The organism is Methylopila sp. Yamaguchi, from assembly GCF_002897035.1.
Taxonomy (GTDB): Bacteria; Pseudomonadota; Alphaproteobacteria; order Rhizobiales; family Methylopilaceae; genus Methylopila.
Genome location: NZ_BAUX01000008.1, coordinates 67,489 through 82,895 on the forward strand (window position 1 = coordinate 67,489; position 15,407 = coordinate 82,895).

Annotated in this window: 14 protein-coding genes and 1 tRNA gene; 6 read left to right on the forward strand and 9 right to left on the reverse strand. The window is 69.0% G+C overall.

The window, feature by feature from the left end; translation table 11 throughout:
• Positions 1–12: 12 nt before the first annotated feature.
• A complete protein-coding gene (coaD, locus tag METY_RS10890; protein WP_103121416.1) occupies positions 13–510 on the reverse strand; it encodes a pantetheine-phosphate adenylyltransferase in 498 nt (165 codons plus the stop codon).
• A 174-nt stretch (positions 511–684) separates the two neighbouring features.
• On the opposite strand from coaD, the gene METY_RS21070 reads away from it, so the two are divergent.
• The gene (locus METY_RS21070) at positions 685–855 is read left to right on the forward strand and encodes a hypothetical protein (RefSeq protein WP_160147344.1); all 171 of its coding nucleotides are present in this window, start codon (positions 685–687) and stop codon (positions 853–855) included.
• 153 nt (positions 856–1,008) lie between these two features.
• On the opposite strand, the gene METY_RS21075 is transcribed toward METY_RS21070, so the two are convergent.
• Positions 1,009–1,084, reverse strand: a tRNA-OTHER gene (locus METY_RS21075).
• An 80-nt stretch (positions 1,085–1,164) separates the two neighbouring features.
• The gene (gene gyrA, locus METY_RS10895) at positions 1,165–3,906 is read right to left on the reverse strand and encodes a DNA gyrase subunit A (protein WP_103121417.1); all 2,742 of its coding nucleotides are present in this window, start codon (positions 3,904–3,906) and stop codon (positions 1,165–1,167) included.
• Positions 3,907–4,139: 233 nt separating this feature from the next.
• Between gyrA and METY_RS10900 the strand changes: the two genes are divergently transcribed.
• The 4 genes from METY_RS10900 (at position 4,140) to METY_RS10920 (ending at position 7,617) form a co-directional block, all read left to right on the forward strand.
• Positions 4,140–4,766: a MarC family protein gene (locus METY_RS10900; protein ID WP_103121418.1), complete on the forward strand. Its 627-nt coding sequence runs from the start codon at positions 4,140–4,142 to the stop codon at positions 4,764–4,766.
• A gap of 52 nt (positions 4,767–4,818) precedes the next feature.
• Positions 4,819–6,246 (forward strand): methylenetetrahydrofolate--tRNA-(uracil(54)-C(5))-methyltransferase (FADH(2)-oxidizing) TrmFO, encoded by a 1,428-nt coding sequence (gene trmFO / locus METY_RS10905; protein ID WP_103121419.1) that lies wholly within the window; start codon positions 4,819–4,821, stop codon positions 6,244–6,246.
• The gene (locus METY_RS10910; RefSeq protein WP_103121420.1) at positions 6,243–6,575 is read left to right on the forward strand and encodes a DUF3253 domain-containing protein; all 333 of its coding nucleotides are present in this window, start codon (positions 6,243–6,245) and stop codon (positions 6,573–6,575) included. The genes trmFO and METY_RS10910 overlap by 4 nt, the downstream gene beginning before the upstream one ends.
• 400 nt (positions 6,576–6,975) lie before the next feature.
• A complete protein-coding gene (locus METY_RS10920; RefSeq protein WP_146035709.1) occupies positions 6,976–7,617 on the forward strand; it encodes a hypothetical protein in 642 nt (213 codons plus the stop codon).
• Positions 7,618–7,664: 47 nt separating this feature from the next.
• Here METY_RS10920 and METY_RS10925 read toward each other — a convergent pair whose 3' ends face one another.
• Complete coding sequence (locus tag METY_RS10925; protein WP_444849083.1) at positions 7,665–9,578, reverse strand: potassium transporter Kup; 1,914 nt, start codon at positions 9,576–9,578, stop codon at positions 7,665–7,667.
• A 144-nt stretch (positions 9,579–9,722) separates the two neighbouring features.
• Complete coding sequence (locus tag METY_RS10930) at positions 9,723–10,514, reverse strand: YdcF family protein (protein ID WP_103121424.1); 792 nt, start codon at positions 10,512–10,514, stop codon at positions 9,723–9,725.
• 140 nt (positions 10,515–10,654) lie between these two features.
• Here METY_RS10930 and METY_RS10935 point away from each other — a divergent pair, with 140 nt between their 5' ends.
• Positions 10,655–11,833 (forward strand): acyltransferase family protein, encoded by a 1,179-nt coding sequence (locus METY_RS10935; protein ID WP_244593608.1) that lies wholly within the window; start codon positions 10,655–10,657, stop codon positions 11,831–11,833.
• On the opposite strand, the gene METY_RS10940 is transcribed toward METY_RS10935, so the two are convergent.
• The 4 genes from METY_RS10940 to mgtE all read right to left on the reverse strand — a co-directional run bounded on the left by METY_RS10940 (position 11,799) and on the right by mgtE (position 15,379).
• Positions 11,799–12,641, reverse strand: coding sequence for an aldo/keto reductase (locus METY_RS10940; RefSeq protein WP_103121425.1), 843 nt, complete (start codon positions 12,639–12,641; stop codon positions 11,799–11,801). The genes METY_RS10935 and METY_RS10940 overlap by 35 nt on opposite strands.
• 170 nt (positions 12,642–12,811) lie before the next feature.
• Complete coding sequence (locus tag METY_RS10945; protein ID WP_103121426.1) at positions 12,812–13,630, reverse strand: glycoside hydrolase family 25 protein; 819 nt, start codon at positions 13,628–13,630, stop codon at positions 12,812–12,814.
• Positions 13,631–13,692: 62 nt separating this feature from the next.
• Positions 13,693–13,866, reverse strand: a complete 174-nt coding sequence (locus METY_RS21080) for a hypothetical protein (RefSeq protein WP_160147345.1) — start codon at positions 13,864–13,866, stop codon at positions 13,693–13,695.
• 97 nt (positions 13,867–13,963) lie between these two features.
• Positions 13,964–15,379 (reverse strand): magnesium transporter, encoded by a 1,416-nt coding sequence (gene mgtE, locus METY_RS10950; RefSeq protein WP_103121427.1) that lies wholly within the window; start codon positions 15,377–15,379, stop codon positions 13,964–13,966.
• Between the last annotated feature and the right edge of the window lie 28 nt (positions 15,380–15,407).

Sequence of the window (15,407 nt, forward strand, 5' to 3'; positions counted from 1 at the left end):
GCGACGGCGCGCTCATGAACGGAACCGATCGGCCAGCCGGCGGGCGACCTCAGGCGGCGCGAAGGCCGAGACGTCGCCGCCCATGGCCGCGATCTGGCGGACGAGCGTGGCGGTGATGAAGCGGGACGCCGGGCCGGCCGGCAAAAAGACGGTCTGCACGTCGGGCGCGAGTTCGCCGTTCATGCCCGCCATCTGCATCTCGTAGTCGAAGTCGGTCGCGTCCCGCAGCCCGCGAACGAGCAGCGTCGCGCCGGCCGCGCGCGCGGCCTCGACGACCAGGCCCGAGAACGCGACGATCTCCAACGCGACGCCTGCGGTCTCGGCCAGCGGCCCGCAGGTCGCGGCGATCAGCTCGCGGCGCTCCTCGGCCGAGAAGATCGGCTGCTTGCCGGCATGGACCCCCACCCCGACCACGAGCCGATCCGCGAGGGTCAGCGCGCGCGCGACCACGTCGAGGTGTCCGTTGGTCACCGGGTCGAAGGAGCCGGCGTAGAAGGCGGTGCGAGGCATGAGCGACCGGCGACGTGAACCCGAGGGCGGATTGCGCGCCGTGCTTACCCCGCTGGCGGTCCGGACGGCAAGCCCGGCGGGGTTCGAAGCGGTGAACGCGACATGAACGGCCGGCCCAGAAAACGTTCAGTCGACCATCGCCATTCTCCCCCTCGAAACATCGAGGAGGTCGTGATGAACGCCGAACCGACGATGCGTTCGCAAAGGCTCCGTACGGCGCTCGCGGGCGTCGCCCTGTTGTACGCGATCCTTTCGTTGGCGGTGCTGGCGACGGCGTCGGCGCCTAAGCGCGACGCAAGCTTGGGCGCCGCGACCACCCTCGAAAGCAGACCCCTCGCGCGGTGACCCCCGCCGCGAAACGGCGTCTGGACGAAATCCCGCCCCTCTTCGTCCCGAACGCGCGCGAGGACGCCCGGCCCCTGGGGAGCGGCCGGGCGGCTCTTTGCTCCCGAACGCAAAACGGCGCGTCGCAGACCCTGCGACGCGCCGTTTTGTATTTGGAGGCCCAGCCTGGACTTGAACCAGGATGTAGAAGCGTTCCCGCTTCCTAGAGTAGCCATTCCCCCACCGGGCCGACGTCCGGACGATGTCATGGTCGAATGCGCCCGACAACGAGGACCGGAAGTTAAGCTTAAGCCTTTCTTTCCCCGCCGCTCACGCGCCGGCGTCGCCCTCGTCGCCGGCTTCGGCGGTCTCCTCCTCGCCGATGTGCTCGACGGAGACCACGCGCTCGCCGTCGGCGGTGTTGAACACGATCACCCCTTGCGTCGAGCGGCCCGCGAGGCGGATGCCCTCGACCGGGCAGCGGATCAGCTGGCCGGCGTTAGTCACCAGCATGATCTGATCTCCGTCCTCGACCGGGAACGAGGCGACCAGCGGCCCGTTGCGCTCGTTGGTGACCATGGCGACGATGCCTTTGCCGCCGCGGCCGGTGACACGGTACTCGAACGACGACGAGCGCTTGCCGTAGCCGTTCTCCGAGAGCGTGAGGATCATCTGCTCGGCCGCGCTCATCGCGGCGTAGCGCTCCGGCGTGACCGCGACCTCGTCGGTCGCGCCGTCCTCGTCCGCCTCGGCCGCGGTCTCCTCGGCCGTGCTCTCGCCCTGGCCGCGGCGCACCGCGTTCGCGAGCTTGAGATAGGCCAGCCGTTCCGCCGGCTCGGCCTCGAAGTGGCGCAGGATCGAGAGCGAGATGACCTTGTCGCCCTTCGCCAGCGTGACGCCGCGGACGCCGACCGAATCGCGGCCCTTGAACACGCGGACGTCGTCGACCCGGAAGCGGATGCACTGGCCGCCAGCCGTCGTCAGCAGCACGTCGTCGTCCTCGGTGCAGATCTGCACGTCGACGATCGCCTCGCCCTCGTCGAGCTTCATGGCGATCTTGCCGGAGCGGTTGACGTTGACGAAGTCGGACAGCTTGTTGCGCCGGACGGTGCCGCCCGAGGTCGCGAACATCACGTCGTACTTCGCCCACTCTGACTCGTTCTCGACGAGCGGCATGATGGTGGTGATGCGCTCGTTCGGCTCGAGCGGCAGCATGTTGACCAGCGCCTTGCCGCGCGCCTGGGGCGCCGCGAGGGGCAGACGCCACACCTTCTCCTTGTAGACCTGGCCGCGCGACGAGAAGAAGAGCACCGGGGTGTGGGTGTTGGCCACGAACAGCCGGGCCACGAAGTCCTCCTCGCGGAACGACATGCCGGAGCGGCCCTTGCCGCCGCGACGCTGGGCCCGATAGGTCGCGAGCGGCACGCGCTTGACGTAGCCCGCGTGGGACACGGTCACGACCATGTCCTCGCGCTGGATCAGGTCCTCGTCCTCGAAGTCCGCGTCGGACTCCAGGATCTCGGTGCGCCGTGGCGTGGCGAACTGCGCCTTCGCGGCCAGCAGCTCGTCGCGCACGATCGCCTGCACCCGCTCGCGCGAGCGCAGGATCTCGAGGTAGTCGGCAATCTCGACCGCGATCTTGTCGAGCTCTTCAGCGATTTCGTCGCGCCCGAGCGCGGTGAGGCGCGCGAGCCGCAGCTCGAGGATGGCGCGGGCCTGCTCGAACGACAGCCGATAGGTGCCGTCCGCCGCCAGCTTGTGGCGTGGGTCGTCGATCAGCTCGATCAGCGGCGCGACGTCCAGCGCAGGCCAGTCGCGGTCCATCAGGCGGTCGCGCGCCGTCGCCGGGTCCGGCGCGGTGCGGATGGTGTGGATCACCTCGTCGATGTTCGCGACGGCGATGGCGAGCCCGACCAAGACATGCGCCCGGTCGCGGGCCTTGTTGAGGCGGAACTTGGTGCGGCGGCTGATCACCTCCTCGCGGAAGGCGAGGAAGGCGACGAGCACGTCGCGGAGGTTCAACAACTCCGGCTTGCCGCCGTTGAGCGCCACCATGTTGACGCCGAAGGTCGCCTGCAGCTGGGAGAACCGGTAGAGCTGGTTCAGCACCACGTCGGCGACCGCGTCGCGCTTGAGCTCGACGACGATCCGCATGCCCTGGCGGTCGCTTTCGTCGCGCAGGTCCGAGACGCCCTCGACCCGCTTGTCGCGCACGAGCTCCGCGATTTTCTCGACCAGCGCGGCCTTGTTCACCTGATAAGGCAGCTCAGAGACGATGAGGGCCTCGCGCTCCTTGCGAACCGTCTCGACCTCGACCCGGCCGCGCATGATCACCGAACCGCGGCCGGTGGTGTAGGCCGAGCGGATGCCGCCGCGGCCGAGGATCAGGCCCGACGTCGGGAAGTCCGGCCCGGGCACGATCTCGAGCAGTTCCTCGACCTCCATCTCAGGCTTCTCGATCAGCGCCACGCAGGCGTCGACCACTTCGCCGAGATTGTGCGGTGGGATGTTGGTCGCCATGCCGACGGCGATGCCGCCCGCCCCGTTGACCAGCAGGTTCGGGAACTGCGCCGGCAGGACCGAAGGCTCCTTCTCGGAGCCGTCGTAGTTGTCCTGGAAGTCGACCGTGTCCTCGTCGATGTCGGCCAGCAGCGCCATGGCCGGCTTCGCCAGCCGCACCTCGGTGTACCGCATGGCGGCCGGCATATCGCCGTCGATCGAGCCGAAGTTGCCCTGGCCGTCCGCCAGCATCAGCCGCATCGAGAAGTCCTGCGCCATGCGGACGAGCGCGAAGTAAATCGATTGGTCGCCGTGCGGGTGATACTTACCGATGACGTCGCCGACCACGCGGGCCGACTTGCGGTAGGGCCGATCGGGGAAGTAGCCGTTCTCGTTCATCGAGAACAGGATGCGCCGGTGCACCGGTTTCAGGCCGTCGCGCACGTCGGGAAGCGCGCGCGCCACGATGACGCTCATCGCATAGTCGAGATACGAGCGACGCATCTCGTCGGCGATGGAGACGGGCTTGATGTCGGACGGGCCGCCGGACGTCGGATCGGTAGGATCGGCCAAGATTGAAATGCTTTCGATCGTTGCTTGCGGCCCGCAAACTAGACGATTCCGCGCCCCGACGCCAACTTCGCCCCCCGATTCGAGCACACTAAAAGCGCAATGCGATCAGGGGCTTACGGCCGCAGTGCAGAGCGCATGCCGGAAACACGTCTGGGACCCACCGCTCTTTCGCCCCGCAGCGACTGTGGATAGGCTCTTGAGGCTCTCCCGCCGCGCCGTCTCGGGATCCCCGCGTGCTCCTCGATTTCGTCTCGTCCGCCTTCGTCACGTTGCTTGTGACGATGGACCCGGTCGGCCTCGCGCCGGTGTTCCTGGCGCTCACGCCGGGGGCGAGCGGCAGCGCGCGCCGGCGGATCGCTCTCCGCGCCGTGATCATCGCGTTCTGCGTCCTGGCGGGCTTCGCTCTGGTCGGCGACTGGCTGCTGCGCCAGCTCGGCATCACCCTGCCGGCCTTCCGCATCGCCGGCGGCATCCTGCTGTTCTGGATCGCCTTCGAGATGATCTTCCAGCTGCGGATGGAGCGGAAGGCCTCGACGGCGGAGCAGGCGCTGCAGGAGCATTACAACGACCTCGCCGCCTTTCCGCTCGCCATCCCGCTGATGGCCGGCCCCGGCGCGATCGCCGCCGTGCTGCTGTTTTCCGGCCGCGCCGGCGGCGATCCGATCCGCTTCGGCGTGCTGATCGGGACGGTCGCGCTGGTCACCGCCGCCTGCTACCTCGCCTTCCGTTTCGCGGAGCCGATCGATCGGCTGCTGGGACGGACCGGCAACCTGGTGCTCACGCGCCTGCTCGGCGTCATCCTCGCGGCGCTCGCCGTCCAGTTCGCGATCGACGGCGTGAAGGCGGTGATCGCGAACTGAGCCAGTCCGGGCGTCCATTGCTCCGCCCCGCCGCGGCGACTAGGTTCCCGCGATGACAGACGCCCCCCTCTCCCCCATCCACGTCGTCGGCGGCGGCCTCGCCGGCTCCGAGGCGGCCTGGCAGATCGCCAACGCCGGCGTGCCCGTGACGCTGCACGAGATGCGGCCCGAGCGATCGACCGACGCGCATCAGACCGACGGCCTCGCCGAGCTGGTGTGCTCGAACTCGTTCCGTTCCGACGACGCCGAGCAGAACGCGGTGGGCCTGCTGCATCAGGAGATGCGGCGGCTCAACTCGCTGGTGATGCGGGCGGCGGACGGCGCCCAGGTGCCGGCCGGCGGCGCCCTCGCCGTGGACCGCGAGGCCTTCTCGGCCGCCGTGACGGCGGCTCTGGAATCGCACCCGCTGGTCACGATCGTCCGCTCGGAAATCGCCGGCCTGCCGCCCGAGGCTTGGGACAGCGTCATCGTGGCGACCGGCCCGCTTACCTCGCCGGCGCTGGCGGAGGCCGTGCGCGCCGTCACCGGCGAGGGCGAACTTGCCTTCTTCGACGCCATCGCGCCGATCGTGCACGCCGACTCGATCGACATGTCCATCGCCTGGCGGCAGTCTCGCTACGACAAGGTCGGGCCTGGCGGCACCGGCGCCGACTACGTCAACTGCCCGATGACGCGCGAGCAGTACGAAGCCTTCGTCGCGGGGCTGGTCGCCGGCGACAAGGTCTCGTTCAAGGAGTGGGAGGCGACGACGCCGTACTTCGACGGCTGTCTGCCGGTCGAGGTGATGGCGGAGCGCGGGCCGGAGACGCTGCGGCACGGCCCGATGAAGCCGATGGGCCTGACGAACGCTCACCAGCCCGACGTCAAGGCCTACGCCGTCGTCCAGCTCCGCCAGGACAACGCGCTGGGCACGCTCTACAACATGGTCGGTTTCCAGACGAAGCTGCGCCACGCCGAACAGGTCCGGCTGTTCCGCACCATTCCGGGGCTCGAGAACGCCGAGTTCGCCCGGCTCGGCGGCCTTCACCGCAACACCTACCTGCACAGCCCGAAGCTGCTCGACCCGACGCTGCGCCTGAAAGCCCAGCCGCGCCTGCGCTTCGCCGGCCAGATCACTGGTTGCGAGGGCTATGTGGAGAGCGCCGCGGTCGGCCTGATGGCCGGACGTTTCGCCGCCGGCGAGCGGCTCGGCCGAGCCTTCGCCCCGCCGCCCGTCACCACCGCGCTCGGCGCGCTCCTCGGCCACATCACCGGCGGCCACCTCAGCGTCGAGGGCGAAGGCCCGCGGAGCTACCAGCCGATGAACGTCAACTTCGGCCTGTTCCCGCCGGTCGAGGGCGCGCTGCGCATGCCCGACGGATCGCGCCCGCGCGGCGCTCAGAAGGCGGCGGTGAAGAAGCGCATGCTGACCGACCGCGCGCGCGCCGACCTTGCCGCGTGGCTCGGCGGATCACAGCTGCCGGCGGAGGCTGCGGAATGAGCGAGACGATCGAGGATCTGGTGTTCCGGCTCGCCAGCGAGCGCGGGCTCGGCAAGACGATCTGCCCGACCGAGGCCGCCAAGGCCGCCGCCGAGCAGCGCGGGGAGGAGGACTGGCACGGCCGCCTGTCCGACGTCCGCGCCGCCGCCGTCCGCCTCGCCCGACGCGGCAAGCTCGCCGTCTACCGCAAGGGCAAGCCGGTCGATCCCAACAACTTCAAGGGCATCTACCGCATCGGGCTGCCCGCCCCGGACGCGGCCGACGAGACCGAGCCGGAGGCCGAGGCGGTGATTACCGACGCCGAACGGTCCGACGGCGGCGACGACTGAGAGCGGGAGCTCTGATCGCGGACGGCGATGATTGGAAAGCGCTGAGATTGTGTCCCTGCCTTGAGCCGGGACCCGGCGTCGCGCGGGACCGAAGCGCGGGCTTCGAGACGCCGGTCCCTGGTCGACTGCTCAGCATGAGGCGGTTTGCGTCTCTGGAACCTGCCCCCTCCTGATGCTCAGGAGCCCGCCATCCGGCGGGCGTCTCGAAGCACGCAAGGCCGCAGGGGGCCCTTCCGACGTCGCGCTCGTGCAGCACCTTGTTGCGCTGGAGGTCATGCAACAGCGCGAGGGGGACGCAGTCGGACGCATCGCGGCGCCCGATCTCGCCTTGTGCGAGCATTTTGGGCGCTCTACGATTTAGGCTACGCGCAGGCTCGAATTCGAAACCGACGAAGACCGAATGGGCGATTTTGTTTCAATCTCAGGCTTTTCCGTCGTCGCGTTCACGTTGGCGCTTGCACCGCTGACGTCTGGATTAGCCTTAGGAGCCGAGCTCAAGTCGGGTCCGGCGCAACCGGCGAAGGACAATCGCGCCTCGATCGACGACCTCCAAGTTTCGCTTTGCCAGTCGATAGCGGACGCTCTCAAGCGCCGAGGCCGCCCGGAAGATCCTGTGTGCAAGAATATCCTCGAGACGCATCGGGCGGGGTCGAACAAGAAGTCGATGCAAGCTTACTGCCGCGGCGGTCCGGCCAAAGCCGATATATGCGAACTCGCGCGCGCGACGGCCGCTCGCCTCTCGACAAGCCTTCCAATCAGAATCAATGCGCAGTCGTCGCTGACGGGCGCGCAAGCCAAGGGCAAGGCGCTCACGCTGACCTACACGTTCAACGTTGCAGGCAGTCAGGTCCGAGGGCTCGCCACGCACGGGTTTCAATCGACGCCTGAGACGGCCGAAAGCCTATCCGCGCAGGCTCGGAACCAAGTCTGCAGCATCGCCTCCATGACCTCGGTCGTGAACGCCGGACTGCAGATCGAGACCTTCTACGTGTCCAGGGACAACAAGCTCCTCGGTTCGGCGAACGTGAACCGGTGCCCCTGATCTAGGGACGGCCTCGCTCACCAGGCGGCGGCTTCGGCGATCCGATCTCACACCACCATCTGGTTGCCGAGCTCGATCACGCGGCCGGCGGGGATGCGGAAATACTCGGTGGCGTCGTAGGACTGGCGCACCAGGCTGATGAACACGTGGTCCTGCCACAGCGGCATGCCGACGCTGGCGGAGGCGCGGAACGAGCGGCGCCCGACGAAGAACGACGTCTTCATCATGTCGAAGGGCAGGCCGTACTCCTTCGCCTGGGCGAGAGCCCGCGGCAGGTTCGGATCCTCCATGAAACCGTAGCGGATGTGGAGGGTCGCGAACTCCTCCGACACCCGGTGCAGCTCGATCCGCTCGTTGTCCGGCACGATCGGCAGCGGCTCGGTGCGCACCGTCAGGATGACGTTCCGCTCGTGCAGCACCTTGTTGTGCTTGAGGTTGTGCAGGAGCGCGGGCGGCGCGACGTCGGGCGAGGACGTCAGGTACATCGCGGTGCCCTTCACGCGTGTCGCCGAGCTCGTGCTCATGGACTTCGCGAACTCGGCGAGCGGGATGCTCTCGCGCTTGATGCGGCCCTCGACGAAGCGCACGCCGCGGATCCAGGTCCACATCAGCATGACGACGAAGGCGCCGAGGATCAGCGGGATGTAGCCGCCGTCCTTGAGCTTCAGCAGGTTGGCGCTGAGGAAGGTGAAGTCCACGATCAGGAACGGCGTCATCACCGCCGCGGCGGTGGCCCAGCCGTAGCCCCAGGTCTTGGCGATGACGACGACCGCGAGGATGCTGGTCACCACCATCGTGCCGGTGACCGCGATGCCGTAGGCGGCGGCGAGCGCGCTTGAGGTCTGGAACACGATGACCAGCACCAGCACGCCGATCAGCATCAGCCAGTTGACCTTCGGCATGTAGATCTGGCCGGCCTGGGTCTCGGAGGTGTGCTGCACTTCGAGATGGGGCAGCAGGCCAAGCTGCATCGCCTGCCGCGTCAGGGAGTAGGCGCCGGAGATCACGGCCTGGCTCGCGACGACGGTCGCGACGCAGGCGAGGATCACGAGCGGCAGGCGGAACCACTCCGGGGCCGTGAGGAAGAACAGCTCCTTGATCGCGGACGGATCCGAGATCGCGAGCGCGCCCTGGCCCAGATAGTTGATCACGAGCGAGGGCAGCACGAGCCCGAGCCACGCCAGCCGGATCGGCCCGCGGCCGAAATGGCCCATGTCGGCGTAGAGCGCCTCGGCGCCGGTCACGGCGAGGAAGGTCGCGCCGAGCACGATGAAGGCGAGCCAGCCGTGGTCAACCAGGAACAGCACCGCGTGGTAGGGGTTCAAGGCGTGGAGAACGACCGGCGCGTCGAAGATGTGGATCGCGCCGAGCACCGCCAGCGTGATGAACCAGACCACCGTGATCGGCCCGAACCAAGCCGCGACCTTGCCCGTGCCCGAGGACTGCACGGCGTAGAGCGCCACGATGATGCCGATGGTGATCGGCAGCACGTAGGGGTCGAACACCGGGGTCGCGACCTTGAGGCCTTCGACCGCCGACAGCACCGAGATCGCGGGCGTCAGAATGGCGTCGCCGTAGAACAGCGCGGCGCCGATGACGCCGAGCGCGAGCAGCGGCGTGCTGGAGCGCCCCAGCGCCTGCTGCGCGAGCGCCATCAGCGAAAGCGTGCCGCCCTCGCCGTGGTTGTCCGCCCGCAGCAGAATGAAGACGTACTTGAAGGTGACGACGACGACGAGCGCCCAGGTGAGCAGCGAGACGATGCCGATCACCTCCTCCGTGCTCGGCGCGTGGCCGAGGTGGAGCAGGGACTCGCGCATGGCGTAGAGCGGACTGGTGCCGATGTCGCCGTAGACGACGCCGACGCTGCCGATCGTCAGCGACCAAAAGCCGTGGCGCTTGTCGTGGACGACCAGCCCCTCCGCCACGCTCGCGCCATGCGTGCCCGTCGCCCCGGGCGTCAGAGAGCCGGCCTGCCCCTCGGGCGACCCGGACGGGCCGGCCGCGCCAGCGCTGGAACTGTCAGTCATGGAGAACCTTGAGCCGCGTTGCGGGGGTGCGGGCGACCTATGGACGGCGAAACGCTGCGTCGCAGTATGTGTGGTCTTTTAAGGGCGGGGCAACGGGGCGCTCACATATCCCAGCAGCCAGTAGCTCACAAGTCCGACCCACTCCCGCACCGCGATGTCGACCCGACGCAGGCCGGCGCCGACCGAGGAGAACGGACGCCACGCGTCCTCCGGGCCGCGGGTGCGGTAGTCCACCGGCCAAGCCTCCACGGGAAAGTCGGCCGCGCGGAAACAGCCGATCGCCCGCGGCATATGGTAGGCGGAGGTGACGAGCAGCCAACGCTCGCCCGGCTTCGGCGTCACCAGGTCGAGGGTGAAGCGCGCGTTCTCCACCGTGTTGCGCGACGCGCCCTCGAGCGTAATGCGCTCACGCGCGATCCCGAAGCTCACGAACATGCGCTCGGCGAGGTCGGCCTCCGTCGCGCCGTCGAACAGCATCGAGCCGGAGCCGCCGGTGAAGGCGATGCGCGCGTCAGGCCACCGCCGCGCGAGCTCCGCGACAACCGTCATGCGCTCGGCGGCCTCGGTCAGCGCGACGTCCTGACGCGAGCCCGCGACGATGGTGTCGAACGATCCGCCGAGCACGACGATCCCCGCCGGCGCCGGCCCCTCTTCGACCCGGGGGAACCGCTCCTCGAGCGGCAGCAGCAGAAGATTGCCAAGCGGCGACAGGCCCGCGATCGCGACGCCTATCACCGAGACGGCCATGAACGCCGCTCCCACCCCCCGAAAGCCGAAGGCCGCGAGCGCGGCGCCGAGCAAGCCGAGCAGAGCGAGCGCGTTCGACGGCGCGGCGACGAAGCCCAGGATCTTGGACGCAACGAAGAACATTCAGGGCCTCGCGGGACTGCCGCGCGATCGACGGACCGCGGGCGACTCTTTCTTCACGAGCGGAAGTCTAGAGTGCGCGGAGGCGCGCGCCATTGCGCCCGCCGAGATCGTGACTGACGGCCAAGGATCCGCTCGCCCCGATGCCCACCCTCGCCGATTGTCTCGCACGCCGCGACAACACGCTGGCGGCGGTCCGCATGTTGGGCGCTTCGGCGGTGCTGTGGGCGCACGCCTGGGTCGTGACGACGCCGGGGATCGCGACGCGCGACTACGCCCACGTGTTCGCGTTCTCGCTGGATTTCCATGGGGTGCACGCCTTCTTCGCGCTCTCCGGCCTGCTGCTCGCCCGCAGCTATCTCACGCGGCCCGATCTCCTGCGCTTCGTCGTCGCGCGCATCGTGCGCTACGTGCCGGCGATCCTGGTTTCCGCGCTCGTCGCGGCGTTCGTGCTCGGCCCGCTCGTGACGCGGCTGAGCCTCGCCGACTATTTCGGTTCGGCCGCCCCGGTCCTGTTCGTGCTGAAGGTCGCAACACTGCTGAACGTCAACGCGACGCTGCCCGGCGTGTTCGACGGCAACGTCAAGCCGAGCCTGCTCTACATCCCGCTCTGGACCGTGCACTACGAGTTCGTGTTCGCCGTCGCGCTGGGCGTCGCCGGCGCTCTCGGCCTGCTGAAGCGGAAGCCGCTGGTGCTGGCTGGCCTCGGCCTGATCCTCGCGATCAACGTCGTCTGGTTCTGGAACGGCGAGGCCGCACATCTCGCGCTCGGCTCGCCGCATCACCTCGTCCGCTTCGGCTCGACCTTCGGCCTGGGGGTCGCCATGGCGGTCTTCGCTGACCGGATCCCGGTTTCGAACCGCATCCTCGCCGGGATCGCGGCCGTCTGCGTCCCTCTCGCCTTCACGCCGCTCGCGGCCCTCGCGGGCATGATCCTGATCGCTTACGCGATCCTCTGCGTCGGGTTCACGTCGTTCCCGCTCGCCCGGCCGCTCGCTGCCCTCGGCGCATGGTCCTACGGCTTCTATGTCTGGGGCTATCTGATCGAGCAGACGCTGGCCTACGCGGCGCCCCAGCTCGGGGGCTGGCCCGTGTTCCTGACCACCCTCCCCCTCGCGCTCGCCGCCGGCTGGCTGTCCTGGCGGTTCATCGAACGGCCCACGCTGGGATGGACCGCGCCGATCACCGCCGTCCTCCGCCGGCTGATCCCCGGCGTCGCGCCGGACCGGCGGGCGGCGGACGCCGCGCCTCGGGCGACGCCCGGCGACGGCTGGATCAATCCGAAGATCAGTCCCAAACCGGAGCCCACGAGGGCGAAGTGATCCGTCCCTCGGGCGTGCCGAGGCCCGAGATCGTCGCCATCTCCGCCTCGCTGAGGGTGAAGTCGAACACGTCAAAATTATCCCTCACACGCTCGATCTTCGAGGAGCGTGGGATGGCGATGACGCGGTCGAGCTGCAGCGCCCAGCGCAGCGCCACCTGCGTCGGCGACTTGGCGTGCGCCTTGGCGATCGCCTTGATGGCCGGCGTCTCGTTCACTCTCCCCTGCGCAATCGGGCTGTAGGCGGTCAGCGCCATGCCCTGCGCGTCGAGCTCGGCCTTGAGCTTCGACTGATCGATCAACGGGTGGAACTCGACCTGGTTGGTGACGAGCGGCGCGTCCGAGAGCGCGACAGCCTCGCGCACCTGAGCCACCGTGAAGTTCGACAGTCCGATGTGCTTGGTCATCCCGGAGGCGCGCACCGCGTTCAGCGCCCCGATCGTCTCCCTGAGCGGGACAGCCGGGTTCGGCCAATGCAGCAGCAGCAGGTCGAGGTGGTCGACATGCAGCCGCTTCAGGCTCTCCTCGGCCGAGCGTTCGAGATCGCCCGACCGGAAGCGATCGGTCCAGACCTTGGTCGTCAGGAAGTACTCGTCGCGTGGGACCCCGCCGGCCTTGAGACCCTGCCCAACCTCCGCCTCGTTGCCATAGGCCTGCGCGGTGTCGACGTGGCGGTAGCCGAGCTTGAGCGCCTCGGCGACCATCTGACGCGCGACGTCGTCCTTCAGCTGCCAGGTCCCGAAGCCCAGGGCGGGGATCCCGGCGCCGTTCGCGGAAACGAGGGGCGTTTTGTGGGTCGTGGCGACCATGGGCTCGTCCTTCCGTTCAGGCCGGACGTCTCAAGCCCGTCGCGCGGCGACGTCAGCGCGAGGCCCGGCCGAGGATCGGTGTCGGACGACAGTTAGGGCGGCCCCGACCGATATCAGGGCCGGGAGTTGCAGAAGGCCAGCGGCGACGCTTCCTGAGCCCAGAGGGGCGCTCAGAGCCCCGTCGCGGCGAAGCGGCGCCAAGCGGCTGTGTTGCCGACGAAGACGTTGCGGTCGACGTTGCCGGTCACGCCGCCGATGCGGCCGGTCGCCGTGTGCTGCCAGAGCGTGAAGTTGCGCGAGAGATGGTAGCGGATGCTCGGGTGTCCGGCGACGCTCCGCAGCCAGAAGTGATAGTTCGGGAACGCCCCGACCAGCACGTCGCGGTGGAAGTCGACGCTGGTGTAGATCGCGGGGCGCTTGCCGTAGTGCCGCTCGATCGTGCGGAGGAACACCGACATCTCGCGGAGGATCTCCTCCCGCGGCGGCCGGCGCTTGCAGCTCGGCGAATCCGGGTTCCACTCCATGTCGAGCACCATGGGGAGCGCATTCGGGTCCACCGGCACGTTGGCCTTGAACCACGCCGCCTGCTCGGCGCCGGTGCGGCAGAAATAATAGAAGTGATAGGCGCCGCGCGGCACGCCGGCGGCCCTGGCCCCCGCCCAGTTTTCGGCGAAGCGGTCGTCCACCCGGTCGCCGCCTTCGGTGGCCTTGATGTAGGCGAAGCTCGCGCCCGCGGCAGCGACCCCCGACCAGTCGATCGAGCCCTGGTACTTCGCGACGTCGATGCCGTGAATGGGGTGGTCGTCCGGCGTGGTGACGGCGCCGGTGAGCGGCGAGCCGAGGCCGACGGTCGGACCGACGTCGGTGTGGAGCGCCGTGCGCTCGATCTCCGGTCCGACGGTCGAGCAGGCGCTCAACGCCGACGCCACGGCGATGGCGAGACCCGCGCGCAAGGCGCGGCCCGCCAGCGATCCCCCGATGCGGCCCATGCGGCTCTCATCCTCGTCCCGAACGCGTTGCAAACTCTAGGATGAAAACGGTGATCCGTCGATCAGGGACGAAGCGCCGCCAAACGGTCGGCGTGCTCCTGCAGTGCGGCCGCCGCGACGACGTCCGCGACCTCCGGGGAGACGGCCGGCGCCCGGTCGATCTCGAGCATCAGGACGAGGACAAGCGTCGCGAACACCGCCGCGCCCGTCAGGCGCCCCCGTGGGCTCTCGCTCATCCCGTCCTCCCTCGCTTTGGTGAATCATTCCTCGCCAGCAAAGGCCAAGAACGTGGCGAAAGGGTTAATCCTCCGCTCACCATGTCGCGCGGCAGGCTCAGCCGAGGCCGAACCACCAGGTCGCGAGACCAAGAAACGAGAAGAAGCCCACGGTGTCGGTGACGGTCGTGAGGAAGACGCCGGAGGCGACCGCCGGGTCGGCCTTCAGGCGATCGAGCGCGAGCGGGATGAGGATGCCGAACAGGCCGGCGCACAGCATATTGACCACCATGGCGGTGGCGATGATGACGCCGAGCTGGTGGTTCTGGAACCAGCCGCCGGCGGCGAGCCCCAGGAGCACCGCCAGCGCCGACCCGTTGGCGAGGCCCACCAGCGCCTCGCGTCGCACCAGCCGCCGGGCGTTGTGGCCGCCGATCTCGCGGGTCGCGAGCGCGCGCACCGCGACCGTCATCGCCTGGGTGCCGGCGTTGCCGCCCATGGAGGCTACGATCGGCATCAGCACCGCGAGCGCCACCATGTGCTCGATGGTGGCCTCGAACAGGCCGATCACGCTCGCGGAGAGGAACGCCGTGCAGAGATTGACCACCAGCCACGGGATGCGGCTACGGGCGGTGTAGAGCACCGTGTCCGAAATTTCCTCGTCGCCGGTCACGCCGCCGAGCGCGCGCAGGTCCTCGTCGGCCTCCTCCTCGATCACGTCGAGGATGTCGTCGACCATCAGCACGCCGACGAGGCGGTCGGCGTCGTCGAGCACGGCCGCGGAGACGAGGTTGTAGCGCTCGAACAGGCGCGCCGCCTCCTCCTGGTCGGCGGTGGCGCGCACCGTGCGCGGATCGTCGTCGAGGATGTCGGCGAGCAGCGAGGTGCGCCGCGCCCTGAGCAGCTTGTCGAGCGGCGCCGCGCCCAGCAGCTTGTACGCCGGGTCGACCACGAAGATCTCGTAGAAGGTGTCCGGCAGGCCCGGCGTGTCGGCGAGGTAGTCGATGACGTGGCCGACGGTCCAGAAGGGCGGCGCCGCGACGAACTCCGTCTGCATGCGCCGGCCGGCGCTCTCCTCGGGGAAGTCGAGGCTGCGGGTGAGCGCCACACGGTCCGGCCCAGGCAGCCGGTCGAGGATGAGAGCGCGGTCGGCCTCGTCCAGGTCCTCGAGGATGTAGACCGCGTCGTCCGAATCCAGGTCGCGGACGCCTTCGGCGACGGTCTCGGGAGGCAGCTCCTCAAGCAGCTGGACGCGGACCGTCTCGTCGATCTCGGTCAGCGCGGTGAAGTCGAAGTCCTTGCCGAGCAGCCCGATCAGCTTCGGCCGGTCGTCGTGCTCCAGCGCCTCGATCAGGTCGCCGACGTCGGATTCGTGGAGATCGCCGACGAGTTCCTTAAGCCGCGCCTCGTCCCCGGCCGCGATCGCCGCGGCGACCGTTTCGACGAAGGCGTGGGAGAGCCGCCCCTCCTCGTCGCGAAACGCGGTTTCGGCCGTGATCTCTTCGGGGTCGCGCGTTTCGACGTCAGCGGTCATGCGCCCTCGAACCCGGTTGCAGGATTTT